Origin of the sequence: Actinotignum timonense, from assembly GCF_900155575.1 — a bacterium.
In the GTDB taxonomy this organism is placed as follows: Bacteria; Actinomycetota; Actinomycetes; order Actinomycetales; family Actinomycetaceae; genus Actinotignum; species Actinotignum timonense.
The window spans coordinates 784,933-808,801 of record NZ_LT706966.1 but is presented as its reverse complement, the minus strand read 5'-3'; the positions used below and the strand labels follow the sequence as shown (position 1 = coordinate 808,801).

The 23,869-nt window shown below is 63.7% G+C and carries 20 protein-coding genes; 7 read left to right on the top strand and 13 right to left on the bottom strand.

Translation table 11 applies throughout. The features are described from left to right. Nucleotides 1-19: 19 nt before the first annotated feature. Both CZ322_RS03390 and CZ322_RS03385 read right to left on the bottom strand, forming a co-directional pair. Nucleotides 20-745 carry a response regulator transcription factor gene (locus CZ322_RS03390; RefSeq protein WP_087070219.1) on the bottom strand — a complete coding sequence of 242 codons (726 nt, stop codon included), beginning with the start codon at nucleotides 743-745 and terminating at the stop codon, nucleotides 20-22. Beyond that, nucleotides 726-1,796 (bottom strand): sensor histidine kinase, encoded by a 1,071-nt coding sequence (locus tag CZ322_RS03385; protein WP_200807165.1) that lies wholly within the window; start codon nucleotides 1,794-1,796, stop codon nucleotides 726-728. The genes CZ322_RS03390 and CZ322_RS03385 overlap by 20 nt, the downstream gene beginning before the upstream one ends. Before the next feature lie 124 nt (nucleotides 1,797-1,920). Here CZ322_RS03385 and CZ322_RS03380 point away from each other — a divergent pair, with 124 nt between their 5' ends. The 3 genes from CZ322_RS03380 to CZ322_RS03370 all read left to right on the top strand — a co-directional run bounded on the left by CZ322_RS03380 (nucleotide 1,921) and on the right by CZ322_RS03370 (nucleotide 4,899). After that, the gene (locus CZ322_RS03380) at nucleotides 1,921-2,712 is read left to right on the top strand and encodes an ABC transporter ATP-binding protein (RefSeq protein ID WP_234984443.1); all 792 of its coding nucleotides are present in this window, start codon (nucleotides 1,921-1,923) and stop codon (nucleotides 2,710-2,712) included. Continuing rightward, on the top strand, nucleotides 2,709-4,100 hold the full coding sequence (locus CZ322_RS03375; RefSeq protein ID WP_087070218.1) for an ABC transporter permease family protein: 1,392 nt from the start codon (nucleotides 2,709-2,711) through the stop codon (nucleotides 4,098-4,100). Before CZ322_RS03380 ends, CZ322_RS03375 begins: the two co-directional genes overlap by 4 nt. 223 nt (nucleotides 4,101-4,323) lie before the next feature. After that, the gene (locus CZ322_RS03370) at nucleotides 4,324-4,899 is read left to right on the top strand and encodes a flavodoxin (protein ID WP_159454984.1); all 576 of its coding nucleotides are present in this window, start codon (nucleotides 4,324-4,326) and stop codon (nucleotides 4,897-4,899) included. Between the two features lie 47 nt (nucleotides 4,900-4,946). On the opposite strand, the gene CZ322_RS03365 is transcribed toward CZ322_RS03370, so the two are convergent. The 3 genes from CZ322_RS03365 to CZ322_RS03355 are packed head-to-tail and all read right to left on the bottom strand — an operon-like array spanning nucleotide 4,947 to nucleotide 6,928. Continuing rightward, complete coding sequence (locus tag CZ322_RS03365) at nucleotides 4,947-5,264, bottom strand: hypothetical protein (RefSeq protein ID WP_143231833.1); 318 nt, start codon at nucleotides 5,262-5,264, stop codon at nucleotides 4,947-4,949. A 39-nt stretch (nucleotides 5,265-5,303) separates the two neighbouring features. Then, nucleotides 5,304-6,296 carry a diaminopimelate dehydrogenase gene (locus CZ322_RS03360; protein ID WP_087070215.1) on the bottom strand — a complete coding sequence of 331 codons (993 nt, stop codon included), beginning with the start codon at nucleotides 6,294-6,296 and terminating at the stop codon, nucleotides 5,304-5,306. After that, nucleotides 6,293-6,928 carry a TetR family transcriptional regulator gene (locus tag CZ322_RS03355; protein ID WP_087070214.1) on the bottom strand — a complete coding sequence of 212 codons (636 nt, stop codon included), beginning with the start codon at nucleotides 6,926-6,928 and terminating at the stop codon, nucleotides 6,293-6,295. The genes CZ322_RS03360 and CZ322_RS03355 overlap by 4 nt, the downstream gene beginning before the upstream one ends. A 281-nt stretch (nucleotides 6,929-7,209) precedes the next feature. Here CZ322_RS03355 and CZ322_RS03350 point away from each other — a divergent pair, with 281 nt between their 5' ends. Then, nucleotides 7,210-8,694, top strand: a complete 1,485-nt coding sequence (locus tag CZ322_RS03350) for a DUF1846 domain-containing protein (RefSeq protein ID WP_159455036.1) — start codon at nucleotides 7,210-7,212, stop codon at nucleotides 8,692-8,694. A gap of 97 nt (nucleotides 8,695-8,791) precedes the next feature. Here CZ322_RS03350 and CZ322_RS10455 read toward each other — a convergent pair whose 3' ends face one another. Next, a complete protein-coding gene (locus tag CZ322_RS10455; RefSeq protein WP_459543374.1) occupies nucleotides 8,792-9,082 on the bottom strand; it encodes an FHA domain-containing protein in 291 nt (96 codons plus the stop codon). Nucleotides 9,083-9,905: 823 nt separating this feature from the next. Here CZ322_RS10455 and CZ322_RS03340 point away from each other — a divergent pair. Then, complete coding sequence (locus CZ322_RS03340) at nucleotides 9,906-11,369, top strand: hypothetical protein (protein WP_234984442.1); 1,464 nt, start codon at nucleotides 9,906-9,908, stop codon at nucleotides 11,367-11,369. Here the strand turns inward: CZ322_RS03340 and tgt are convergent. Beyond that, nucleotides 11,366-12,601: a tRNA guanosine(34) transglycosylase Tgt gene (gene tgt / locus CZ322_RS03335; RefSeq protein WP_200807202.1), complete on the bottom strand. Its 1,236-nt coding sequence runs from the start codon at nucleotides 12,599-12,601 to the stop codon at nucleotides 11,366-11,368. The genes CZ322_RS03340 and tgt overlap by 4 nt on opposite strands. Before the next feature lie 146 nt (nucleotides 12,602-12,747). Beyond that, complete coding sequence (locus CZ322_RS03330) at nucleotides 12,748-13,578, bottom strand: queuosine precursor transporter (RefSeq protein ID WP_234984441.1); 831 nt, start codon at nucleotides 13,576-13,578, stop codon at nucleotides 12,748-12,750. A gap of 201 nt (nucleotides 13,579-13,779) precedes the next feature. On the opposite strand from CZ322_RS03330, the gene CZ322_RS03325 reads away from it, so the two are divergent. Both CZ322_RS03325 and CZ322_RS03320 read left to right on the top strand, forming a co-directional pair. Then, a complete protein-coding gene (locus tag CZ322_RS03325) occupies nucleotides 13,780-16,566 on the top strand; it encodes an isopeptide-forming domain-containing fimbrial protein (protein WP_159454983.1) in 2,787 nt (928 codons plus the stop codon). 310 nt (nucleotides 16,567-16,876) lie between these two features. Then, nucleotides 16,877-18,256, top strand: coding sequence for an MFS transporter (locus tag CZ322_RS03320; RefSeq protein ID WP_087070210.1), 1,380 nt, complete (start codon nucleotides 16,877-16,879; stop codon nucleotides 18,254-18,256). Between the two features lie 81 nt (nucleotides 18,257-18,337). Here CZ322_RS03320 and CZ322_RS10405 read toward each other — a convergent pair whose 3' ends face one another. From CZ322_RS10405 to CZ322_RS03295, 5 genes are read right to left on the bottom strand one after another with little or no spacing between them, the layout of a single operon-like run. Then, nucleotides 18,338-19,516 carry an ABC transporter ATP-binding protein gene (locus tag CZ322_RS10405; RefSeq protein WP_087070209.1) on the bottom strand — a complete coding sequence of 393 codons (1,179 nt, stop codon included), beginning with the start codon at nucleotides 19,514-19,516 and terminating at the stop codon, nucleotides 18,338-18,340. After that, entirely contained in the window at nucleotides 19,503-21,146 is a 1,644-nt protein-coding gene (locus CZ322_RS03310) for a hypothetical protein (RefSeq protein ID WP_087070208.1), read from the bottom strand. Before CZ322_RS03310 ends, CZ322_RS10405 begins: the two co-directional genes overlap by 14 nt. Next, a complete protein-coding gene (locus CZ322_RS03305) occupies nucleotides 21,136-22,248 on the bottom strand; it encodes an extracellular solute-binding protein (protein ID WP_143231832.1) in 1,113 nt (370 codons plus the stop codon). Before CZ322_RS03305 ends, CZ322_RS03310 begins: the two co-directional genes overlap by 11 nt. Then, entirely contained in the window at nucleotides 22,245-22,958 is a 714-nt protein-coding gene (locus CZ322_RS03300; RefSeq protein ID WP_087070206.1) for a response regulator, read from the bottom strand. Before CZ322_RS03300 ends, CZ322_RS03305 begins: the two co-directional genes overlap by 4 nt. Continuing rightward, nucleotides 22,958-23,803 carry a sensor histidine kinase gene (locus tag CZ322_RS03295; RefSeq protein ID WP_087070205.1) on the bottom strand — a complete coding sequence of 282 codons (846 nt, stop codon included), beginning with the start codon at nucleotides 23,801-23,803 and terminating at the stop codon, nucleotides 22,958-22,960. The genes CZ322_RS03300 and CZ322_RS03295 overlap by 1 nt, the downstream gene beginning before the upstream one ends. Nucleotides 23,804-23,869 lie beyond the last annotated feature (66 nt).

The following is a 23,869-nucleotide window of genomic DNA, read 5'->3' as shown; positions in this document are numbered from 1 at the left end:
AAACGGCGCACCCCGCGCCTCAGCCCGCGCGCGAGGTTTCCGTCAGATAGGCCAGCACCGCCCGCACCCGGCGGTTTTCTTCCCCGGGCTGCATCCCCAGCTTGAGGAAAATATTTGCCACGTGTTTGGAGACGGTTGCCCCGGTGAGGTAGAGCTCGGCGGCGATTGCTGAATTGGCATATCCACGCGCCATGAGCTCCAGGATTTCACGTTCGCGGGAGGTGAGCTCCGTGAGAAGTGACGGCGTCGTCGCCATTAATTGGGCCGCAACATCCGGATCCACGACCACGCCGCCCACCCCCACAATTTCCAGGGACCGCACGAAATCCGCCACCCGCGCCACGCGATCTTTGAGCAAATACCCCAGGCCACCGGGCGCGTCATCCTCGTTCCCGGAAGCATGCGTGACCGCGGCGCCGTTCCCACCGGTCCCCGCCGCCGGGTGGAAAAGTTCGCGCGCGTAGGCCGGCGCCACGTATTGGGAAAGCACCATAATGCCCAGGGCCGGGAATTCGCGGCGCAGGTCCACGGCGGCGCGCAGGCCGTCGTCGCTCATGGTGGGTGGCATGCGCACGTCGGTAATGACCAGGTCGGGGGCCTCCCCGCGAGCGGCGGCCGCGCGCACCGTCTCGCTCAGCTCCGGCGCCGTGGCGGCGGTGGCCACAATGGTGTGCCCGCGCCGCTCCAGCAGCCCGCACAGCCCCTCGCGAAATAGCGCGGAATCATCAGCAACGACCAGACGCATCCGTCCCCTCCGTTCTCGTATTTTCGGTTTCCGGCACAACGTCCGGCGCCGCGACCGTCGCGGGCACGTCCGTAGCCCGCGCCACCCCGGCCCCGCTCCCCCACTCGCCGCGGTGGAGCAGCAGCGGGATGCGCGCGCGAATTTCCGTGGGCCCGCCCACCGGGCTGGAAATGCGCAGGCTGCCGCCGAAAGCCGCGAGCCGCTCGCCGATCCCGCGCAGGCCGCTGCCCGGGATGACCCCGCCCGGGCCAGTGTCAGTGATGCTGAGATGGAGGTCGTCGTCGGCAATAAGCAGCACGGTCGCGGTGGCGGCGGGCGCGTGTTTCGCCACGTTCGTCAGCGCTTCGGCCACCGTGAAATACGCGGCGGCGATCACGCCTTCGGGGATTTCGGGCAGCGGGCGCGGCACCCGCAGGGTGGCGGGCACTGGCGCGGAGACCACCAGGTCGCGCACCGCCGCCTCCAGCCCCAGGTCAGAGAGCACTTTCGGATGGATACCGGCCACGGTGCGCCGCAGCGAGGTAAGGGCCAGTTCCGCGCGGTCCTGCGCGGACGCCATGCGTTCACGCGCGGCCGCCAGATCCGCCGAGCTCACCGCGCCGTTCGCGTCGCCTTCCAGCAGAAACGCCGCCTCACCCACATCCATCGAGGTCGCGACCAGGTACTGCTGGGCGCCGTCGTGCAGATCGCGTTCGATGCGGCGCCGTTCGATTTCAAAAGCCGCGGCAATGGAGCGTTGCGCGTGCACTACGTCGCGATGATCGGATGGTCGCGCCATCCAGGTCGACGACGCCGGGGCCACGTCCGCGAGCGCCCTCCCGTTCCCGCGCCACACTATCCACCCGGCCCCACCCAGGGCCAGCAGTCCGGCCAGCCCGATAATGATTGGAATCGGGCTGAATCCGCCGAGCAGGGAGAGCCCCGCCACCGCCACGGATATCAGGGCGATGGTACCGAGCCCGCCCGCAAGCACTCCGCGCATCGTGGCGCGGCGGAGTTGTTCGGCCACCACTCGGGTGTTATCCATGTGCATGGCGCTCTGCGTTGTCATATCGCCATGGTAGCCGGGGCGGGCCGGCCGTCACGCGCAAATCCGGGAATGGTAGACCTAGCTCTACCATAAGTGTGGAGTACGAGCCCTGCCGCCGCCGGCCAATCGGAAGTTGACTAGAGCCATGAACACAGCACAGAATCTCGCCCCGGATCTGGTGGCGAATAATCTCACGAAGAATTTTGGGAACGTGGCGGCGCTGCGCCAGGTCTCGCTACGTATTCCGGGCGGGCAGTCGGTGGCGATTATGGGACCTTCCGGTTCGGGTAAGTCCACGCTGCTGCACTGCCTAGCCGGGATTATCACGCCCACCACCGGCACGGTACTACTGGGCAATGAGCCGATTTCGGATATGTCCGACGGGCAGCGTTCGAAAATGCGCCTGGAGAATTTCGGTTTTGTTTTCCAGGATGGTCAGCTGGTTCCCGAGCTGCCGGCCCGCGAAAACGTGGCGGTGCCGCTGCTGCTCCAGGGTAGGCCCCGGCGGGAGGCGCTGGCCGCCGCGGATATGTGGCTGGCGCGCCTCGGGGTGGAACCCGAACGCCACCGCCGCCCGGGGGAGATGTCCGGCGGGCAGCTCCAGCGCGTGGCCATTGCGCGGGCCTTGGCGGGCCAGCCGGCGGTGGTTTTCGCTGATGAACCCACCGGTGCCCTCGATCAGGCCACCGGTCACGAGGTCACCCAGATCCTGACCACCGCCGCGAAAATGAGCGGGGCTACCCTGATTATTGTTACCCACGACCCGAACGTGGCCGCCTGGTGCGAACGCCTCGTGGAGATTCGCGACGGCGTTATTCACGCCGATTCGGCTAACGCTCCGGCGGCGGAACAGCCCAGTACGGCGCGCCCCGGCACGGCGCGCCCCGGCGCATCCCAGCCCGGCACCACCACCGCGAACGGGGGCGAGCTGCAATGAAAGTCCTCTCTTTCGCGCCCCGCCTCACGCTGGCGCGGCTGCGCGCTCGCACCGGGAACGCCTGGCTGGATATCCTCGCGGTCCTCAGTTTCACCCTGGCAGCCACCATGGCGCTCACCATCGCCGGCGGCATCTTCATGTTCTATAACTGGAATTTCCACCCGAGCCTGGCCATGGCTGCCCACCTCGAAGCCCTGAGCGAGACCATGGGCGCCGGCCTGACGGAAATGTACCTTGGCCTGGCGCTTTTCGCCGGGGCGCTCCTGGTTATTCCCATTTCTTCCCTGGCTTCCGGGGCCGCGCGGCTGGGCGCGCAGGATCGCTCCCAGCGCCTGGCTTCCCTGCGCCTGGTTGGCACCACCCGCAGCCAGACGATTGCGATCTCGCTGTGCGAAACGGTGGTGCAATGGCTGCTGGGCACCGCGCTGGGCACGGTGCTTTACCTGGTGACGCTGCCGGGCTGGCGCGCGCTGAGCTTCCTCGGGCTGCCCATTAATCCCGCTCAGATGCTGCTGCCGGTTCCCTTTATTGCCGCGGTTATTGCGCTGCTCTTCGTGGTGACCTTGGTATCGGCGCTCGGCGGGCTGATGCGGGTGTCGATTTCACCCCTGGGGGTGGCGCGCCGCGAAACTCCGCGTGCGCTGCGGGCGTGGCGCCTGGGGGTGCTCGTCGTCGCCGGAATTATGTATGTGCTGGTGGCTAATGCGCGTGGCGGTTCCACGCCCATCGTGCAAATCGTCATGATGGCGGGCGTGCTGCTGGTCTTCCTGTTCGCGCTTTCGGTGGCGGCTTCCTTTATTATTCAGGCGCTGGCCTATCCGCTCACGCGTTCGCGCCGCGCGTCGCTGCTCATGGCGGCGCGGCGGATTCTCAACGATCCGCGCGCGGTGTGGCGCAGTGTCTCCACCCTCGCGCTGCTGTGTTTCATCGGTGGCTACACCTCCACGCTTCCCGAGCGCAGCGGTTCGGATTCGGTGGCGATTCGCTTGGTCTCCGCCGATATCGGCACAGGTGTGATGGTCACCCTCGGTTTCGGTTTCGCGGTGGTGGCGCTGTCCAGTCTCACGAATCACGCCTCCCTCGTTTTTGAATCGGCGCAGCAGACGCAGTCCTTGCGTTTCCTCGGTTTCCCCACAGCCGTTTTCACGCGGATTCGGATCCTGCAAACTTTTATTCCCCTGGTAGTAACGACGGCGCTGACCACCGCGCTCGGGGTCGGTATGTCTCTTATGACGAATTACTCGTGGGGTGCCCGCTTGGATACCGCTGCTTTCACGAAACTCGGGATCATTACGGTTCTTGGTTTGGCTATGTGCCTGGTGAGCATTTTGGTGGTCACACCGCTGGAAACTCGGGTGGTGCTGGCGCGCGGGCGCGCCAATGATTAGGGCGCTGGCAGGCGAATGACGCGGGCGGGCGGGTAAATCATAAGGGGCTGGCAAGTGAATCATATGGGGCTGAAACGCGAATAATTGAGAAACAATTCAGGAATTAAGCGTGGACGCCCCGGGTATAAAGACCCGCTGGTAGCCCGGGCTCGGTGGCAGAATGGATGATGTTCAGGTCACAATTCTCAGTGCGGAGGGCTCGCTTCGCGGGAAGGAAATTCCGATGTCAGAAATTCGTGCGGCTCAGCAGGAAACGCCGGCGGATGCGCCCCGCCCGCGCTGTCTCGTAGCTTTCTTCTCGCGTGCCGGCCTGAATTTCTGGGACGGCGAGGTGCGTAACCTCGAGATCGGGAACACCAAGGTGCTGGCGGAAAAAATCGCGGCGCGCCTGGGTGCGGATACTTTTGAGATTGTCCCCGCGCATCCCTATCCCGCGGATCCGAATGAGACGCACGCCCAGTCCACCCGCGAACTTGCGGAGGGCATTTACCCGGAGCTTGCGGCCCCGGCGCCCAGCGCGAGCGGGTACGACGTCGTGCTTGTCGGTTTCCCTGTGTGGTGCGAGCAGGTCCCCCCGGTGGTACAGACCTACCTGAAATCCTCCGGTCTCACGGATCAGCTGGTGCTGCCGTTCACCACCTGGTCTGGCTCGCCGAAGGTAGAAATCGAATCGACGTTCACGAATCTGGCCCCGGAGGCAACCACCGGCGTGCCCTTCTCCGTGCGCGGTGAGAATATCCACGAGGCAGCTACAGATAGCGCGCTGGAAGAATGGCTCGCCTCCGCGAATTTGATTTAGCGGATCCCGAGTTCGCGATCCTCCTCGAGATCATCGAGAAACAGTTCCTATTCCGGTTTCTGAGCTTTTTTCACCCGCTGAACATACCCCAAGGCATAGCAGGTCGCGAGGATAATCACCGCGAAACGCGTCCACGAGGAGTTGTTGATCGCCACTAAGGCGAGGCATACGCCCATATAGAGCCCGGCGTGCAAGACCTCGCCCCAGTTTTCCTTATACCGCCGGGAGAAACTCCACAGCGCGAGACCGCCAAGCGTCACAACTTCGGAGATGATTTCAAAATCAAAACGTCCGATGCGGTAAAAGTCGGCTGCGAAAAACGAGAAGAGCATGCCCCATATTAGCTCCGGGACAATTTTCGCCAAGGCCGGTACTGGATCCCACATAATTACCGGGAACCCTCCCTACAGCAAATCCGCGCGCAGCTGCGCTGCGCTGGCCGGGTGAAGCAAAGCCGGCGGAACATCGAAGAGGGTTACCGCCCCGCGTTCCCCACGCGCATGCATCCGCGCCACCGCGCGGGCGCAGGCCACCAGCACCGAACCGGTGAATTCCGGATTGGAATCCAGCGCGAGGTTGAAATGCAGGGCGTGCGAAGTCCCCGGCGAGGTAGTGCCGTGCCGAATCACATCGCCGCCGTGCGCCATCCCGGTGTGCTCCGCGGCGAACTCCTCCTCGGAGATCACGTGGACCTCAGTTTCGTATTCGGCAAAGTAATTCGGCATTGTCACGATGGCCTCGCGTACCGCCTCCGGATCCGCACCGCTCTCCAAGACCACGTAAACGATCCGGCGATGCTTATCGCCCGCGCTGAGCTGGCCTTCCGTTTGCCCGGCCAGGGCCGCGGCCCGCACCTGCTCCTTGGGAACGGTGTACTGCACCGCGTTTTTCACGCCCGGCACCCGCCGCACCGCATCCGAATGCCCCTGGGACAGCCCCGGACCCCAGAAAGTTTCCGAGTGCCCGGCCGGCAAAACCGCCTCGGCCAGCAACCGCTGGAGCGAAAACAGGCCCGGGTCCCAGCCGGCGGAAATGAGAGCGAGGGTGCCGGCCGCGCGGGCGGCGTCGTCGACCTGTTCGAAATGCGCAGGAATCCGCGCGTGTGTATCAAAAGAATCCACCACGTTAAAACCGGAGGCGACCAGCGGCGTTTGCGTGTCGAGGTCCGATTTCGAGCCGCCGCAGTTGATAACGACGTCGATTTTGCCGGCCCAGCGGGCGCGCAGCTGCGGATCGGTGAGTTCGGCGGCGGGGAATGCCGGGCCGGAGGCGGTCATCACGCCTTCGCGGCGGGTGAAAACCCCCACCAGCTCCAGGTCGGGGGCGAGGCTGAGGGCCTGTTCCACCCCGCGGCCCAGGTTGCCGTAGCCGTTGATCGCGATGCGCGCGTGTGTCATGCGTGTGGTTCTTTCTCGAGTTCGTCATCTGTATGCCCGGCGGACATAGCAAGAATAGTGTGGCGGGCAATCCGGCATACATCCTCGAGCGACGCGCCGGTTTCCACCTGGCGAAATGCGTCGGAAATGAGGGCGCGGCTGAATGAGGTCCAAATATCGGGATGCGCGATGCCGGTATCTTTCCAGCACATTTTGAGGGCGTCAGTGAAGAAACCGTGGGCTTTATCCACGCCCATTTTGGTATGCGCCGTGGCCTTCTCCGAACCTTTCCCGCGTGCCGCACGCATGAGACCCATGAGCCATTTATGCGAGTCGCGCTGGCCGGACTGGCGGATGCACGCCACCACCAGCTGCGCGAGGCGTTCGCGCGGTTCGGCATTCATATCAACCTGGCCCATCACCTTGGCGCGCCACTTGGGCACATTCCGTTCGAGCACCAGCAGCCGCAGGTCTTCAACCGACCCGACATAGCGGTAAATGGAGTTGCGCGCGATACCCGCAGCCGCAGCCACCGCCCCGGCCGAGAGCGGTTTGCCCGGCTCGTCTTTGAGAATCTTTTCCGCCGCATCCACGAGCCGGGCTATCATCATTTCCCGATGCTCGCGGACCGTTGGTGCAGAAATCTTTGGCATATCTCCTCCCAGCGTCGCCCCCTATTGTTGCGGACTCAATCGATGAGCGCAACGGTTTAACCACGCCCGGGTTTGCCCGCCCGTAGCATTCGCGCCCTCGCCGCCAGCCCGAATGCCCCGCGCTCCCGCACACACCCATCCGCTCGATGCGAAATCCGGCGCGAGGCGCTACACTTTGTCGGTACTGCTGAGGTGACCGAGAGAGGCGATCCGGCGTGGCTGATAACAACGCGCGTAACTCCATCCCTACTACAGAAACCCCTTCCCCCCATATCCCCTCATTGCAGAGCATCGGATTTGATCGGGAAAAATACATTAAGCTCCAGTCCCAGAAAATTAGGGAGCGCCGCGAAAAGATCGGCGGGAAGCTCTACCTGGAAATGGGCGGGAAGCTTTTTGATGATTTCCACGCCTCGCGAGTGCTGCCCGGTTTCACCCCGGATAACAAAATTGCGATGCTAGCCGAATTGAAGGATGAGCTGGAGATTGTGGTTGCCGCTAACGCGCGCGATCTCAAGGCGAAGCACCGCGCTGACCTGGGCATTTCTTATGAGGATGAGGTGTTGCGCCTCGTGGATGTATTCCGCGAAGCCGGCTTCATGGTCAATTCCGTGGTGCTCACCCAGTACGAGGAAGATAACCACGAGGCGCGCGATTTCCGCCGGCGTCTTATTAAATTGGGTCTCAATGTGGCGCGCCATCGCCGCATCCCGGGCTACCCCTCCAATACCGCGCTCATCGTTTCCGAGGACGGTTTCGGGAAGAACGAATACGTGGAAACGCAGCGTGATCTTATTGTGGTGACGGCGCCCGGCCCGGGTTCCGGCAAGCTCGCCACCTGCCTTTCGCAGCTCTACCACGATCACCAGCGTTCCATCACCTCCAATTACGCGAAGTTTGAGACTTTCCCGGTGTGGAATATTCCGCTGGATCACCCGGTCAACCTCGCGTACGAAGCGGCCACGGCTGATCTGGACGACGTCAATATGATCGACCCCTTCCACCTGGTCGCCTACGGCGTGCAAACGATTAATTACAATCGCGACGTTGAGGTGTTCCCGCTGCTCAGCTTGCTGCTGCGCGAACTTTCCGGGGAAACGCCGTACAAATCCCCCACGGATATGGGCGTTAACATGGTGGGATATTGTATTTCCGACGACGACGTTTGCCGCGAAGCCGCCCGCCAGGAAGTTATTCGCCGGTATTACCGCGCGCTTGTCGATGAGAAGCGCAGCGAATCTGAGCCGGTATGTTCCGAACGCATCGCCCTTATTATGGCCAAGCTCGGGGTGACCGGCACCGACCGGCCGGTGGTGCCCCCGGCGCTGCGCAAGGCCGAGGCCACGGGCGGGCCGGCCGCCGCGCTGCAGCTGCCCGATGGCAGAATCGTGACCGGGAAGACTTCGGAGCTGCTGGGTTGTTCCGCCGCCGTATTGCTTAATGCTCTCAAGGTGCTGGCGGGGATTGATGATTCGGTGAAGCTACTGGCCCCGGAGGCCATCGCCCCGATCCAGACCCTCAAGACGGAGCACCTGGGTTCGCGTAATCCGCGCCTGCACACCGATGAAGTGCTTATCGCGCTCTCGGTTTCCGCGGCCTCGGATCCCACCGCGGCGGCGGCGCTGAGCAAGCTGAAGGATCTGCAGAATTGCGATGTGCATACCACAACGATCCTCGGCTCCGTGGATGATGGTATTTTCCGTTCCCTGGGCGTGAATGTCACCAGCGAACCGCATTACCAGCGTAAAACGCTGTATCGGAAGTAGCCGAGCGGGCGAGTTGGCCCACGTGGCGCGGCGGGCAGCCCGGGTGTTTGTATTCCCGGGTAGCCTGGCGTGCCGCTGAGAATAAGGCGCGGCGGCGCTAGCTGCGGTAATGAACCGTGAAGCTGGCGCCGTCACCCATATCTACCAGGTCCCCATCTTCCAGGCCGACCGCGTGATCAGGTTCGATGCGGCGCAGCGGGCCGTCCCCGTGCTTGAGGTAGGTGCCGTTATTGGAATGGCAATCCCGCAGGAATGCACCGCCCGCCTCCACCAGAACTTCGCAGTGGGTGCGGGAGATTTCCTGGCGCGGGGAGGGCACCGGGAGGAGTTGGGTGGCTGCCGGATCGGAGCGCGCGGCCGCGGCATCGAGGAGCGGGCGGCGCCCCATAATAATATTTTTGAGAGCCGGGCTCACCCCGCCCAGCACCACCGTCTCCCCGAAGGAGAAACGTAATTCGACCGCCGGGAGCGGGGCGGGTATGCCGGAGGAAGGATAGGGCTCGGTGGCCTGCACCGGGTAGGCTTCGGTAGCCGCGGCGTAGCTGGGCACCGGGGCGCTCTCCGCCACCGGNAGCCGCGGGCCGGCCAACCGCAGCCGCCGGCCGGCCGCTGAGAACCGGGCTGAGGCTAATGCGAGCGCCACCGGCGCGGGCCATGCCGCGCTCCAGAGGAAGGGCCGGGCCAGGTGCGGGAGCTGCGCCGTCGTTCCCGGGTGTACCGGTGCCCCAGGCTGCGCCGTCGTTCCCACCGAATGCCGCGCTTTCCGCACCCACAGCACCCGCAGCGCCAACGTTCCCCACCGTCACCGTGGTGTCCTGGGTGGTGGCGGCTTCTTGCCAGGTGAGGGCGTTACTGCCGTCCGCGACCGCGCGGCCGGTGACGTCGCGAACGATGAGACCGTGCGCGGCGACCCGCAGCAGCGGGCCGTCGGCGTAGAACAGCGCAAAATCCGCGCCCAGCGCGGACCACAGATGAGTGAGAAGAGTGGGGAAATCGTGACCGGCGCGCATCGCTTCCCACACCGCGGCCGGATCGGCAGGTAGGGCGGGCGTGAACACCGCCATGCCGGGCACGCAGGCCAGCAGCCCATCACCGGGATAAGAATAGGACGGCATGGCTCCTCCTCGACCTGGTTCCATGAGTCACATCTCTGCTTGCAAGGATACCGCGCCCGGCAAGCGGCCTGCGCCACTTTCTGCCAGAATAGAGGTATGTCGCTCATGAATTGGGCCCTCGAGGTCGCCACCGCTCATCCCGAACTCGCCGGCGCGCTGGTCAATGCCGACGGGCCGTGGCTGGATGTCCTGCTCCCGGACGGACGCACCTTCCGCTTCCGCCCCTTTGAGATGATCGATCCGGATGCTCCCGAAGACAGCCGGCGCGCACTTCTCAACCGCCTCATCACTATCGGCGTATCCGGGGCCACCACCCCGCAGGTCACCGAAGGTGCGGCCGGGTCCGCCCAGCCGGGGGCGGCGTCGTCGGCCCGAAACGGTGCGAACGCGGGCGGTGCGGCTACCGGAACGGGTGCGGCCGCGGGAAGCAGCGCGCCCGAGATGCCCGGCACCCCTCCGGGCCGCGGCCAGAAAAACCTGTCCTGGCGGGAAATCTTCGCGCAATTCTTCGGGACCATGGATCCCAGCGACCCGGGGTTCCCGCACCGCGATCCCGCGCTTGATGAGCTCGCGGAGGAGCAGGGTGACGCCGAGGGGCCGATTATGCCGATTGTGCGCGCCGCGGATTATTTCACGCGCGTCAACCGGCGCGAGGATGATTCCTTTATCTACCTGCCGCTCACGGATTTCGTGGGCGTGGGGCTGGCGCGCGATACCCCGGATAACATCATTCCGCTGTATTTCTCGGATCTGGATCTGATTCCGGGAACGGATGATGTGGGTCCGCTATTCGGGCACGCCGTGGAATCGCTGCGCGGCCTGAATGCGCAATCGGGCTACGCGGCCCTGGAGCTGGTGGTCATGATGTACGCGGGCGCGCGGGTGCTGGCTTTTACCGAACCGAATAATTACCAGAGTTCGTGGTTCGCGGATGTGGATCTGGTCCAGCAGGTGGCGTACTCGATCAGCAAGCAATACAACGGCGCGCTGCCGCTGTTCGTGCCGGCTTCGCGCTCGCGCCTCTTTGTGGTGCTGGCTGATGATCCGGAGCTTCCCGCGCTCTTCAACCGTTTGCTCCAGGATTACGATATCGACGACGCTATCTACCCGCTCCCCCACACCGTGGCCGCGGACGGCTGGATGGAATGGATTCCTATGCCGGATCACCCGGCCTACGCGCCGCTGGCGAATCTGCGCGCCACCTTCCGCGGGCGCATGTACGATCACCAGCAGGAATTCCTTTCGCGCTGGCCGGAAAAGATGGGCCACGTGGCCCTCTACGAGGTGCATGACCTGGACGAAGGCGCGGTGAGCCTCACGCAGTGGCGCCGCTCGGACCACTACGGGTCCATCCCGGCGGTCGCGGATTTCATTAACTATCTTGACGATGCCGATCCGGAAGCCGCCAATATCACCATTCGCCTGGATGTGGCCCGCGATGTGTGGCCCGAAGGCTTCCAGCCGCTCGAAAATGTGTGGCCGCCGCGCTACGAGGTGTCCGGTTTCCCCGATCCGGAGACCTTCCAGAAGCTGAGCGAGGCGGCGCACCGCGCGTTCTAGGCGCGCCCCCACTGCCCGCGGTAGAAGCGCCCGAGCGTTTCTTCTTTGCAGGCCGCGTAATCGCCGGATTCAATAGCCGCGCGGATGGTATCCACGAGGTGCACGGTGAAGTACTCGTTGTGGATAGTGGCGAGCGTGGCCGCCAGTGCCTCCTTCGCCTTGAAGAGGTGATTGAGGTAGGCGCGCGAATAGTTCTGGCAGGTGTAGCACTCGCAGCCGGGCACCAGCGGCCCGAAATCGGTGCGGAACTGGGCGCGGGTCACGTTGAAACGCCCGTCCGGGGAGTAGATCGCGGCATTGCGCGCCACCCGGGAAGGATTGACGCAATCGAAGGTATCCGCGCCGGCTTCGATAGCGGCAAAGAAATCATCCGGTTCGGAAATCCCGAGGAGGTGGCGGGCTTTCGTTTCGGGTAGCTCCTCGCTCACCCAGGCGCAGATGGTTCCGAGCTTCTCCTTTTCCAGCGCCCCGCCGATCCCGAAACCGTCGAATTCCTGCCCGTCCACGCACATGGAGCCGAGGTCCCGCGCGGCTTTCCGGCGCAGATCCTCGTATTGCGCGCCCTGGATCACGCCGAAGAGCTGCTGGTAGGGCTTGCCGGCGCGTTCGATGGTGAGGCGGCGGTGTTCGGCCAGGCAGCGCTCGGCCCAGCGGCGGGTGCGCTCCAGGCTTTTCTCCTGGTAGGCCCGGGAGTTGAGCAGGGTGGTGAGCTCGTCGAAGGCGAACATAATATCGGCGCCGAGCTGGTGCTGAATCCCCATGGACACCTCCGGGGTGAACCGGTGGCGCGAGCCGTTGAGGTGGGAACGGAACCATACGCCGTCGTCGTCCACATTCGCGAGGCGCTCTTTATCGCGCGCGAGTTCGGTATCCGCGCGCCCGGCGTTTTTCCCGGCGTACTCGTTGCTGAGTACTTTTTTGAAGCCGGAGCCGAGCGAGAGCACCTGGAACCCGCCCGAATCCGTGTAGGTGGGGCCGTTCCAGTTCATGAAAGCGGATAGGCCGCCGGCGGCATCCAGGATCTCCGGGCCGGGTTGCAGATAGAGGTGGTAGGCGTTCGCGAGCACGGCCTGCGCGCCGATACCGCGCACCTGCTCGGGCGTGAGAGTTTTAACGGTCGCTTTCGTGCCGACGGGAATGAACGCCGGGGTGGCGATATCGCCGTGCGGGGTATGAATCACGCCGGTGCGTCCCAGCGGCCGCCCGGTGAGGTCACCCACGCGCGCGTCCAGGCGCGTCCCGATCGTAAATCCTGTTGTCACGCTCTCACCTTTCTGTTGCGGTGCGGTTCTTGTGTGCGGCACGCGCGTTATGCCCGGGCGCCGTGCCGCGCGCTCGCGTTGTTTTTAGTACGACGACGCCGCCACCGGCCCGCTGCCTATCGTAAGCCTTCGTGGCGTTTCACCACACCAACCACGGCGTAGGTCAGCGGGAGGAATACCACTTCGATGCCGACTTTATAGAGCCAGCCGACCAGGGAGAGGTTGACGATGGACCAGAATTCCACATTGCCGGCCGCGATATCCGCGCCCCAGGCCACGAAGCAGAAAATGATGGTGTCCAGCAATTCGCCCACGATGGTGGAGGAAATGAGACGCACCCACAGGGCGCGTTCCCCGAAGCGGCGCTTGATCCAGACCAGCACGTAGGAGTTGGAGAGCTGGCCGAAGAGGAATCCGAAAACGGAGGCCGCCACGAAGCGCGGCACCACGCCGAGCACCGCTTCGAAAGCTTCCTGGTTGGCGTAATCCGGGGCGGGCGGGGCGATCTGCACCAGCCAGAAACAGCAGGAGGCCAGGATCTGCACCCCGAAAGCGAGGATGATCGTGCGGGAGGCGACTTTGAAACCGTAGACCTCCGAAAGAAGGTCACCGATGATGTAGGTGAGCGGGAAGAGCATCGCGCCGCCGTCGAAATAAAGATCAAGACCACCAATATTCAGGGTGATGAGCTTCGTGGCGCCGATATTGGAAATGAGGAGGAAGGAGACGAAGAAAACCGCCACGTACACGAAGAGGTGGGAACGGGCGACGTCCGCGAAGCGGGCGGTGGTGCCGGTAGCGCCCGGGGTGGTGGCGGCGGTGCCGGTGGTGTTCGGGCTGACGTTATTCGGGGTGACCAGGCCGTCCGCGAGCGCGGGTGCGGGTGTGGTGGGGTGTGACTCAGGATGCGTGCTGGCGCCGTGCGGCGCGGTGGACTGCGAGCTCATCGTGACCTTTCCATGCGTGTTGAGAAAATATGGTTATGGTGTCCGGCTCTGCCACCGCACGGACGGTCATGATTATAGCGGGATATTGTGGGGCACGAAGCGCCTTAATTCCTGAATCTAATTACCGGCCGAGTGCTAGCATTTTCTTAGATATTTTCCGTATAGGTATTCCTTATGCCGACTGCGTTGTCTGGGAGAAATATGCGATTGAAGAAGAAACCCCTGGTCATCACGGTGCTCCTCGCGGTACTCGCCCTCGTGCTCCCGCAGGCTTACGCCGCACCGGATCCCGCGGCATCGGATCCGGCGGCGCCGCCCGCACCCACCGTGCTCGTCCTACACGCCACTATTTATACGCGGCAGGACATAACATCCCTCAAACTCGAAGAAGGAACAGGGTGGACCGCCGGGGAATGGGACATTGCTCCCGAAGACGTCAAGTCCACCACACCCCTGGCCAATGGCTTGAGCCGCTACGAAATCGAATTCGCGGTGGAACCGGATGGCTACACCGCGGGCCAAACCCTGCCATATACCCTGCGCGCGCCCGGCGGGTGGCGGGGCCGCACGATCAGCGACACCGTGCGGGTCCCGGTCACGCAAAGCGAATCGGGTGATCTGCGCGTTGATGTGGTGCTCAAGGAAAATATTGAACGGCGCTATTCCGTGAACCTCGTGGATGCGAATGGCGCTCCCGTCACCGGAACTATTGACCGCTTCGCGCTGCCCACCTTGGATGGGCCCCACTCGATCAGCCAGATCGTCAGGCGCGATGCGCAGGGCTTCTATTTCACGCACAACGTTGTATACGACGACGCTGGCCAATTCACCACGCTCCTCCTTCGCCCGGATCCGAATAAGCCGATGGATCCGCTCATGGTTCGCGATGGCGGCACCGAAAAAGCCTATGAAGTGACCTCGGTGGACTCCAGTGATACCGGAGAATTCACGGTGCATGTACGGGAAGTGAAGCTGAGCACCGCCACTTTCCACGTGGTGATTGAGCGCCCCTTTGACGTGCTTGGCAAAAGCGCGCGCTGGGAATTTGAGGTGAATGGCCGGGCCAACCCTCATGCCGCCCCGCAGCTCACCATTCCCGCGGGCCGCGGCGATTTCACCACGGATATCACGGTGCCGAATCTTCCGGAAGGTGCGCGGCTCTCGCTACCCGAGCTCCCGGAGGCTTATCCCTACTACGCAATAGCGAAGCAGAGTTACGATCCGGCCACCTCCACCCTGCGGGTCACCTTGAGCAAGCGGGTGTACTTCACAGTTTCGGATATCGAGAAAGTTACTTACGGTGATTTCGGGGTGCGCCACGCGAAGTCCGGCTTTGAGCTCGGGCTGTATAATGCAGCCGGTGAGCTGGTTGATACTTCGGTTGAAGAGCCGGGCATGGCCCCGCGTTACCTCTTTACCAAGGTGGTGCCCGGGGACTACCAGGTGCGTATTATCAGCGCCCCGGAGCGTTTTAAGAGCGGATTTGACCTGGAGCGCGCGCAGCATTTCCGGCTCACGGAAACGGGCCGTTTGCAGGTGCTCGGCTTGACGAGCAGCAGCCCGGATGCGGAAACCTGGATTAATCCGGACGGCGGTAGCGATACCCGCTTCGATAACACCCCGGAGGCCACGGCGCTCCTCGGATTCAAAACTCCCTTGCGCATGTTTATTCCCAAGGCGCCGTCGTTCACCAAAACAATTGTGCAGCAGCAGCCGCAAGCTGAGGTGAAACGCAGCCACGCAAGTCTCGGGGACGCCGTCGAATTTAAGATCGCGGGGAAGATCCCCGGCGACCATCGGCTCATTATGAAATACGATAAGTACGTCGATTTCGGTATCAAAAATACCGTGACCGTGGTCGATGAGCTGGACGAACGCCTCGCTTACGTGGAAGGCAGCGCGCAGGTCCGCGAAGATGGCAAGGCCACCACGAATTACGCGGTGCGTTACGATCCGCAAACTCGCCGTGTGATTCTGGAAGATAACGATGCTGCGCACGTGACGAATTTTGATTTCACCACGCGGACCTCGTACCGGCCTGAGAAAAACCTGGAGGTCACCTTCCGTGCAAAGGTGCGCGAATTTGGTACGACGCCGCTGCGCAATATCATCCCGGGCGATGAAGTAGAGATCGTGCCTTTCCTGGATGTGCTGGTGAAGAAGCAGTGGACCGGCGGTGGGGATCTCATTGCCGGGGTGGATCCGGATACGTATCTCGATAATTTCGAGGTGGAAAGTTGGCAGGGCGAAACGAAGATCGCCACGGTTCCGGCGCGCACCTATCTCAAGGAGAATAGTGTGATGCGCGGCGAGGGCAAGAATTTCCAGTTTGAGCTGGAGAAACTGCCGATGTATACGCCTGAGGAATTGGCTAAGGATCCGGCCGAGCGCACCGCGCTGATCTACCGGGTGACGGAGAAACTCCCCGAGGGACTGGCCGGGCACTTCCGGGTGGAGCGCAAGGAAAGTGCCGGAGCGCATCCGCATTCTCGGGTCGTCGAATTCACGAATGTGTATGTGCCGCCTACGCCTCCTGAACCGCCGGTTCCTCCCGTGCCGCCGGTACCCCCGGTGACCCCGGAGCCCACGCCGACGGCGACGGCAACCCCGACGCCTACGCCGGAGCCGACACCAACTCCCAGCGGAACTCCGATGCCGAGTGAGACTCCAACTCCGACCCCAAGCGAAAGCGCGACACCTACGCCCGAGCCGGTGCCTACGCCGAGCGAAACTTCAACGCCGGTGCCCACTCCCACGCCAACCGTGCCGCCGAGCGCGCCGCCCGCAACGCTAACACCGACGCCGACACCGAGCACTACCCCGACGCCGACTCCTACTCCCAGCAAGCCCACGGGCGGGAAACGGCTGGTATCCACCGGAGCATCCGGCATCTCCGGCGCAGCTGGCGCTTGTGCCGCCCTCGCGTTGCTGAGCACGGGCCTGGTGCTGGTTATCCGGCGCACCGAGCGCTCCCGGCGCGATCATTAGGGCGACCAGCTGCTGATCAACCGCAGCTCACCCAAGCGCCCCGCTACTGCCCCGCTTTCTCGATTCTTGCAACCGCATCGAGAAAGCGGGGCAGTTTCACGCGCGACGCCGCCTCGCCGCACCGCGCCGCCTCACTACACGTCACCGCGCCTCACCGAACCTCACCCCGCCACAAGCGCGATCACCACCTCGGTAACCGCGCTGTTACCGTGAGTTACTCCCGGGCCCGCCCACGTTACCTCCCTCCACGTAATTTTTTCTTGTAAGCACAGGGTTCTCAGGAACCCAACTCAACACGAAGAGGTGTGTCATGTTTAAGTGGTTGGCGGCACCCGGGCCTAAGCCGCGGCTCTCCGCGGAGCAGATCGCTCGCAAGTTCCCGCGCCTCCGGTTCCAGGTCTTTATGGGAATTTTCCTGGGCTATGCCGGTTTCTATCTGATTCGCAATAATATTTCCACGGTTGCTCCGCTCCTCCTGGAAGAAAACGGCACCATCGATAAGCCCGCGATTGGCATTATCGGTAATGCAGTCCTCATTTCTTATGGGCTGTCCAAGTTCTTCTCCGCGATGGTGGCGGATCGTTCCAATGCCCGCTACTTCCTCCCGCTGGGCCTGGCGCTCTCCGCGGTCATGAATCTCATTGTGGCTTTCGTGCCCTGGGTTTCCGCGTCGGTGGGTATTTTCGCTACGGTCATGTTCCTCAATGGCTGGTTCCAGGGCATGGGGTATCCGCCTTGCGGGCGTATCGTCGTGCAATGGTTCTCCACCTCGGAGCGCGGCTGGAAGGGCTCCTTGTGGAATACTTCCCATAACGTGGGTGCCGGTGCCCTGCCCTTCCTCGTCGGTCTTGGCCTGGCGTACACGGGTGAGGATTGGCGCGCCGCCTACTGGCTTCCCGCCGTCGTCGCCCTTATTGTTGCCCTCCTCGCGTTCATCCTTATTCGTGATAATCCGCCCTCGGAAGGCCTTCCGACGGTCGATGAATGGCGTAATGATCCGAGCAAGGTCGCGGATGTGACCGCCGAAGCCGGGGAGAAAATCTCCACGAAGGACCTCGTTTTCAAGTACGTGCTGCGCAATCGCATTATTGTGCTGCTAGCTATCGCTAATGTTTTCGTTTACGCGCTGCGTTACGGCGTGCTGCACTGGATCACCACGTACCTGTCCGAAATTCACAATATGAGTATTAGTTCCGGGCTGGCTGGTTTCGCTGCCTTCGAGCTGGCCGGTTTCCTCGGCACTATTTTGTGCGGCTGGGTTTCTGACCGTGTTTTCCACGGTAACCGCTCGAAAGCCATTGGGCTTTTCACCCTGGGCGCGGGCCTCTCGATTGCGGCGTACTGGCTGGCCCCGGTGGGTACGCCCTTCGGTGTGATGGTGCTGTTCGTGGCGCTGATCGGTGGTTTCATTTACGGCCCGGTTGGCCTCATCGGTTTACAGGCCCTCGACCTGTCCCCGCGTAATATCGCCTCCACCGCGGCCGGTTTCACGGGCCTGTTCGGTTACCTGCTGGGCGCCACCCTGGCCTCCACCGGCGTGGGCTTCCTCGTCAAGTACGCCGGGTGGGACGTCACCTTTATTACCTTCCTTGTTTTCACCGTGCTGATTCTGGCTATTTTCACGGTGATTTGCCGGGAAGAAAACCGCCTGGCCGAGCAGCGCAAAATCGCCGCTCTCGAAGGTGAGTAAATACCACTAAGAAAGGCGCGGCGCCCGCGGAGCTGGGGATACCTCAGTTTCCGCGGGCGTTTTCGCGGGCGGCGCGGCGCACTAACCAATATCGAGTGCCTGCGCCGGGCCGACCCACCCCGCACAAATCCCCACCCGTACCTGGGTTCCGCGCGCCAACTCCGGGATATCGCCCGGGATTCGGGCAACGATGGTGCCGATATCCGTTTCGACGTCGTACATAGTAAAAGCGCGCGCGAACGTACGCGAGATAATACGGCCGTTCATCCCGGGCGCCGGGCCGCTCGCCCCTCGCGTGGGCGCGGGCCGTGCGTCGAGTGGATGCAGTGCCACCTGTTCCGCGGGGAAATACGTAACGACGACGCCACCCGCTGGCAGGCTGCACACTTCCGCGGCGCACGGTAATTCGAAGGTGCAGCGCCCCAATTCAATCCGCGCGAGGCCTTCTGGCGCGGACCCTTCTGGTGCGGGTGTGTTGCCCGGGGCTGCCGCAGATGGGCGGGTCACGCCGGAGAGCCGGGCCGGGAAAATATTGGGGATTCCTAAAAAGCGCGCCACGCTCGGGCTGAGCGGATGCCGGTACACCTCGCTGGGGGTTCCTAGCGCCGCCACGTTCCCCTTCTCGCCCATCACGAGGAGGCGGTCGCCCAGCAGGAAAGCTTCGTCAATATCGTGGGTGACCACGATGGCGCGGGTACCAAAGCGCTGCACTTCTTCGCGAACCACCCTGCGGGCACGGTGGACCAGGCGGCCTTCCACGTGCACAAAAGCTTCGTCGAGGACCAGCACATCGGGGCGGGTTGCGAGCGCCCGGGCGAGGGCAACGCGCTGCGCTTGTCCGCCGGATAGTTCGTTGGCGCGGCGGCGCGCAATATCATCGACCCCGAGCAGGGCCATGACGATATCCACCCGGTCGCGCACAATTGCCGGAGCGAGGTGCCGCTCCCCGAGCGCGTATTCGATATTTTCACGCACGCTCATCGCGTGGAAAAGCACCGGGTCCTGGGAAACAAAAGCGATGCGCTGCGGGGATGCACCACCTATCCGCACGCGCCCCGATGCAGGAAGGATTCCCGCGATTGCTTCCAGTAGCGAGGTTTTTCCGCACCCGGAAGGCCCCACCACGCTAAGGATTTCTCCCGGGTCAACGTGGAAAGAGACCTCATCGACCACCGGAGCCGGAGCGCCTGGGCGAAGCACGCTCACGCTTTCCACGTGAAGGGGCAGCGGTTCTTGGCGCGCGTGGCTATGCGTGAACACGGTAGTCCTTTCCGGTAGCGGAACTCATGAGGAAGATTGGGGCAATTACTGCCATGAGCACCAGTGCGGTGCAGCCCAGGAGCGTGGCCATGGCGCAGGTGGTGTCGATTTTTGCGGCTTCTGCCGCGGCGAGGATGCGGCTCGCGCTCACCGGGAAATCCGGGGATTCCACAAAGAGCGCCGGGGCAACCCGGGTGAGCAGCACCGCGATGAGAATAAGGTGAATAACCGCAATCGGGGTGATGCTTTCCCGCACAAAGGTGGCGGCGGCGCGCGCCCGGCCGGCGCCCGCAGTGCGCGCGGCGTCGATGATGCGGCGGGATCGCCCGGCCAGGAAGATGAAGGCGAGGAAGGCGATGGGGAAAGATGCGAGGGCGTAACCGTAGAGCATCCCTAGGATGCCGTGCCCGATAGAGTGGGCGCCGACCAGCGGGGGAAGGAAGCACAGCTCCCCCACACAGATGGGATCGCGGTGGAGGGCCGCAACGAAAATCCCCGCCATGGTTTGAGAAATACCAGCACCGCAGGTCGCCGCGAAGAGGCAGAGGGGCACCCACCGTTGGCGGCGCACCACCCACATGGCGCACAGCAGCGCCGCGCTACCGCTGAGCACCACCCCGCAGGTGATCACCCCGAAACTGGTGACCAGATTGCGCACGGGGAAGTCCGCGCCGTAGGGGCGGCCATCCGCGGTATCCCTCGCCAGGGCGAGCGCGCCGCGGAGGTACACGGCGCCGTAGGGGATGGCTACCAGCACGGTGAGACCGGCTCCGATACCGCGGGCGATACGCACCGGGAGCAGGCCCGCGAAATGGCGCTCCGCGGGAGTGGGGATCGCACTGCGCCGCCGCGAGCGCGGCACATGGTTGCGCGGGCGGAAGAAGCGGGGAGCGGGCATGAGCAGGAGGGCGAGGCCGGAGAAAATAAGGCCGGCGCTGAGTAATCCCGGGCGGCCGCTCGCGGCCAGGGCCGCCGCGTGGCTGGCCAGGTAGCTGGTGCTTCCGCCTAGGATTTTTGTGATATCCGGCGTGGAGCAGGCGAGTGCGCTGGCTGCGGCCAGGGCGAAAGCGGCGCCGCGGCACAGGATCGGGAGTGCGATGCGCCACCGGGTTTGGGTGAGGAAAAGGAAATCGAAGAGGCGCCCGGGAGTACGCATCGCCATGCCGAAGATGATGAGGGAAGTTACTGGGATAACGGTGAGCGTCGTCGTACTTATCACCGCGAGGCGGCCGTAGGCCGGCAGGTTAAAGGGAGGGGCCGTGACCGCGGTGGCGAGCGCAACCGGGGAAACGGTGAGGCTCAGCGCCGCAACCGCAATATACGGGGCGCGGTGCGCGGAAAAGCGCGCGGCGCAGGCAATAAAAATGCCGATCACGGTTGCAGCACATCCGGCCACCGCAGCCATGAGAAGACTGCGCCCCAACAGCTGCGCGCCGGTGCCGCCGTGCAGGGCGGCGGGAAAGCTGAGGTAGCCGAGGGCGATAAGGAGCAGGCCGCAGCCGGGCTGGAGCAGGAAGCGGGCGCGGCTGTATCGGGGGACGCTGCGGACTCGAGGGTATCGGAAGCCACGGGCGCTACGGCTGCCATGCTCGCGCGCGGCTGTAGCGAGAGCCGCAGTTCTAGAGCGCACCGTGCCGCACCTCTTCCACCCAGGCGTCCACCAGAGCGCGCTGCTGGATAAAACCATTTCCGCTCACCACGGGCACATCCAATTCGGCCAGTTCCCGCGCGAGATTCTCTTCGATATCGGTTCTGGTGGCGAGCTGGCCGACTCCGTCCAAGCCGATTTTTTCGCCATTTTCGGACATGGCAAAACGGATAAATGCGCGGCCGTTCTCCGCGTGCGGAGCGTGACGCAGCAGCGCGACGGCGCCGATCTCATAGCCGGTGCCTTCGCCGGGATAGATGGTGTGCACGGGCGCTCCGCGGCGGGCGGCTTCTTCGCAATAGGGCGCGAAAGTAATGCCGACGTCGGCCCGGCCAGCAGCAACCACGCGGGCGGGTGCCGCCCCGTACTCGGTGTAGGTCACGGTATTGCTATCCAGGCCGCGCATGGTGCTGAGGAAATTCGGCTCGGTATTCGGCACAGCGTTCGGTGCGGTACCCTGCACGGTTTCTGGCACCGCGTTCGGCGCGCTGCTCTGCGGAACACCGGGCGCAGCGCCGCCCGGTACCGCAGCGATAGTGGAGAGCATCGTCGCCGCGGTGCCACTAGTGAGCGGATTCGGGAGCACAATTTTCCCGCGCAACTCCGGGGCGGTCGCATCTTCCCAGGTCCGCGGGAAATACGCGGCATCCTCGCGCACGCACAAAGCCAGGACGCTACCGTAAATTCCCACCCAATAACCCTCGGGATCGCGGAACCGCTCCGGTATCTCGGCGGGGATATCCTCGAGCGGCGCAAAAATCCCGGTGGCGCTGGCGGCCTCGTAGGCTTCCGACGGGCCACCCAGCCACACATCGAATTCGTGCGGGGATGCTTCCACCCGTTTTTTCGCGTCGCCGGTGGGCAGGCGCGTGAGCGAGACCCGGATGCCGGTGCGTTCGCCAAATTCGGTGGTCAGCGCGGTGCAGGCCACGTTATTGTGCGAGCAGAGGATCCGAAGTTCGGGAACCGGGCGCAGCAGCAGCGCGAGGATCGCCAGGATCGCCACCACCGCGAGCGCCGCCCCACCGCGCGCGAGCTGGCGTTCCCACTGGCTCAGGTACATCGGCCGGCGTAGATATCTCACGATAGTTTCAGGGCGTAGCCGGTGCCGCGGCGCGATTCAATGGCGTTATCGGGAAAGCCGCATTCACGCAGGTGGCAACGCAGCCGATAGACGGCGGTCTTGAGGGTATCGCGCCCGGAAACGGAATCGTGAGAATCCCACACCTGCCGGAGCAATTCGCGCGGGGTGAGGAAAGTGTGCGGGTTCTCGGCCAGGGCCAGCAGCAGTTTCACTTCCCCGCGGGAAATTCCGAGGGCTTTCCCGCGCCACGAACTTTCCAGAGTGACCCGGTCGATAATGAGCTCGCCCACCTGCACGCGGTTATTTTCCGCCTGCGGGCGGGTGCGCCGCATAATCGTGTGGGCGCGCAGCACCAGCTCGCGCGGACTAAAGGGCTTCGTCACGTAATCATCGGCCCCGGCTTCCAAGCCGGCGATCCGGTCCTCTTCCTCGCCCAGCGCGGTCAGCAAAATAATGGGAAGGGTGGAGTTTTTCCGAATTTCGGCGGTGAGCTCCACGCCGCTCGCTCCGGGAAGCATCACGTCAATCACGGCGAGGTCCACGGCGTGGCTACGCAGAATACGCCAGCCTTCTTCCGCGCTATTCGCGCTCAGGCATCGAAATCCTGAGGTTTCCAGGGCGAACGTAATAATGGATACCATTTGTGTTTCGTCGTCGATGACGAGCACAACAGGCTGGGCATCCGGGTTGTGCTGCTCGGGTGCGTCCATTAACTCTCCTCTCTCTCGGGCGCGGGTGTTGCGCGCCGCGTGGGTGCGGGTACCTGCGGCGGTGCCGGTACTTGCGGCGGTGCGGCCGGAAGATATACGACGACGGCGGTACCTCTCCCCCGCGCGGAATCGACCATCACCTTGCCACCGTGAATACGAGCAATTTGCTGAACAACAGTCATGCCGATTCCCGAGCCGGGGCGCCGCGAGGTTCCGGTAGCAAAGGGGGTGAAAAGCTTGTCGCGCTCGCTATCGGGTATGCCAGCGCCGTTATCGGTCACTTCGATAAGCGCTCCACCGGCGCTACCTTCATCAATACGAACCGTGATCGTGGCGCCTTCGCCGGCGTGCCGGGCCGCATTGGCAATAAGGTTCCATACAAGCTGGCGCACCAAACCGCGATCCGCGCTAATGGGGAGCAGGCCGCCGCTGGCATCCACGTAGAGGGGCACATCCGAGAATTGCGCGAGTTGGCGGGCCGCGGCACCAACCGTTGCGCGAATATCCACCGGACTGAGATTGAGCTGCACAGAGGAATTCGAGAGCTTCAAGTTGGTAATGAAGTTTTCGGCGATATCGATGGCCTGGGCGGAGTTTTCCCGGATGGTATCAACGAAGGTGCGCTGGTGGTCGGTGAGGGGCCCGGGGCTTTCTTCCGCCAGAAGCTCCGCGGCGCCGTTAATAAGGGTGAGGGGCGTGCGCATTTCATGAGCGACGACCGCGGGTTCCCCGGCCCGGAATTCCGGGGCGGGCACGTCGCGGCCGCGCCGGAGGATGGTGGCGGCCAGGAGGGCGGTGGTCAGCCATCCGGCCAACGCCAGGGCGGTGAGAATCCAGGTAGTCATCTGCGGCAACGCTCTTCCGGGTAAAGGTGAGAGAGTGAGTTGGAGTGGCGTGCTACTCCAGGGGAT

Bases quoted from the DNA above. Each gene is read 5' to 3' on its own strand.
- CZ322_RS03385 (WP_200807165.1), bottom strand. From the start codon at position 1,796: ATGACAACGCAGAGCGCCATGCACATGGATAACACCCGAGTGGTGGCC.
- CZ322_RS03340 (WP_234984442.1), top strand. From the start codon at position 9,906: ATGTCGCTCATGAATTGGGCCCTCGAGGTCGCCACCGCTCATCCCGAA.
- CZ322_RS03360 (WP_087070215.1), bottom strand. From the start codon at position 6,296: ATGACACACGCGCGCATCGCGATCAACGGCTACGGCAACCTGGGCCGC.
- CZ322_RS03355 (WP_087070214.1), bottom strand. From the start codon at position 6,928: ATGCCAAAGATTTCTGCACCAACGGTCCGCGAGCATCGGGAAATGATG.
- CZ322_RS03300 (WP_087070206.1), bottom strand. From the start codon at position 22,958: ATGGACGCACCCGAGCAGCACAACCCGGATGCCCAGCCTGTTGTGCTC.
- CZ322_RS03370 (WP_159454984.1), top strand. From the start codon at position 4,324: ATGTCAGAAATTCGTGCGGCTCAGCAGGAAACGCCGGCGGATGCGCCC.
- CZ322_RS03380 (WP_234984443.1), top strand. From the start codon at position 1,921: ATGAACACAGCACAGAATCTCGCCCCGGATCTGGTGGCGAATAATCTC.
- CZ322_RS03295 (WP_087070205.1), bottom strand. From the start codon at position 23,803: ATGACTACCTGGATTCTCACCGCCCTGGCGTTGGCCGGATGGCTGACC.
- CZ322_RS03325 (WP_159454983.1), top strand. From the start codon at position 13,780: ATGCGATTGAAGAAGAAACCCCTGGTCATCACGGTGCTCCTCGCGGTA.
- CZ322_RS03390 (WP_087070219.1), bottom strand. From the start codon at position 745: ATGCGTCTGGTCGTTGCTGATGATTCCGCGCTATTTCGCGAGGGGCTG.
- CZ322_RS03320 (WP_087070210.1), top strand. From the start codon at position 16,877: ATGTTTAAGTGGTTGGCGGCACCCGGGCCTAAGCCGCGGCTCTCCGCG.
- CZ322_RS10455 (WP_459543374.1), bottom strand. From the start codon at position 9,082: ATGGGGCGCCGCCCGCTCCTCGATGCCGCGGCCGCGCGCTCCGATCCG.
- CZ322_RS03375 (WP_087070218.1), top strand. From the start codon at position 2,709: ATGAAAGTCCTCTCTTTCGCGCCCCGCCTCACGCTGGCGCGGCTGCGC.
- CZ322_RS03330 (WP_234984441.1), bottom strand. From the start codon at position 13,578: ATGAGCTCGCAGTCCACCGCGCCGCACGGCGCCAGCACGCATCCTGAG.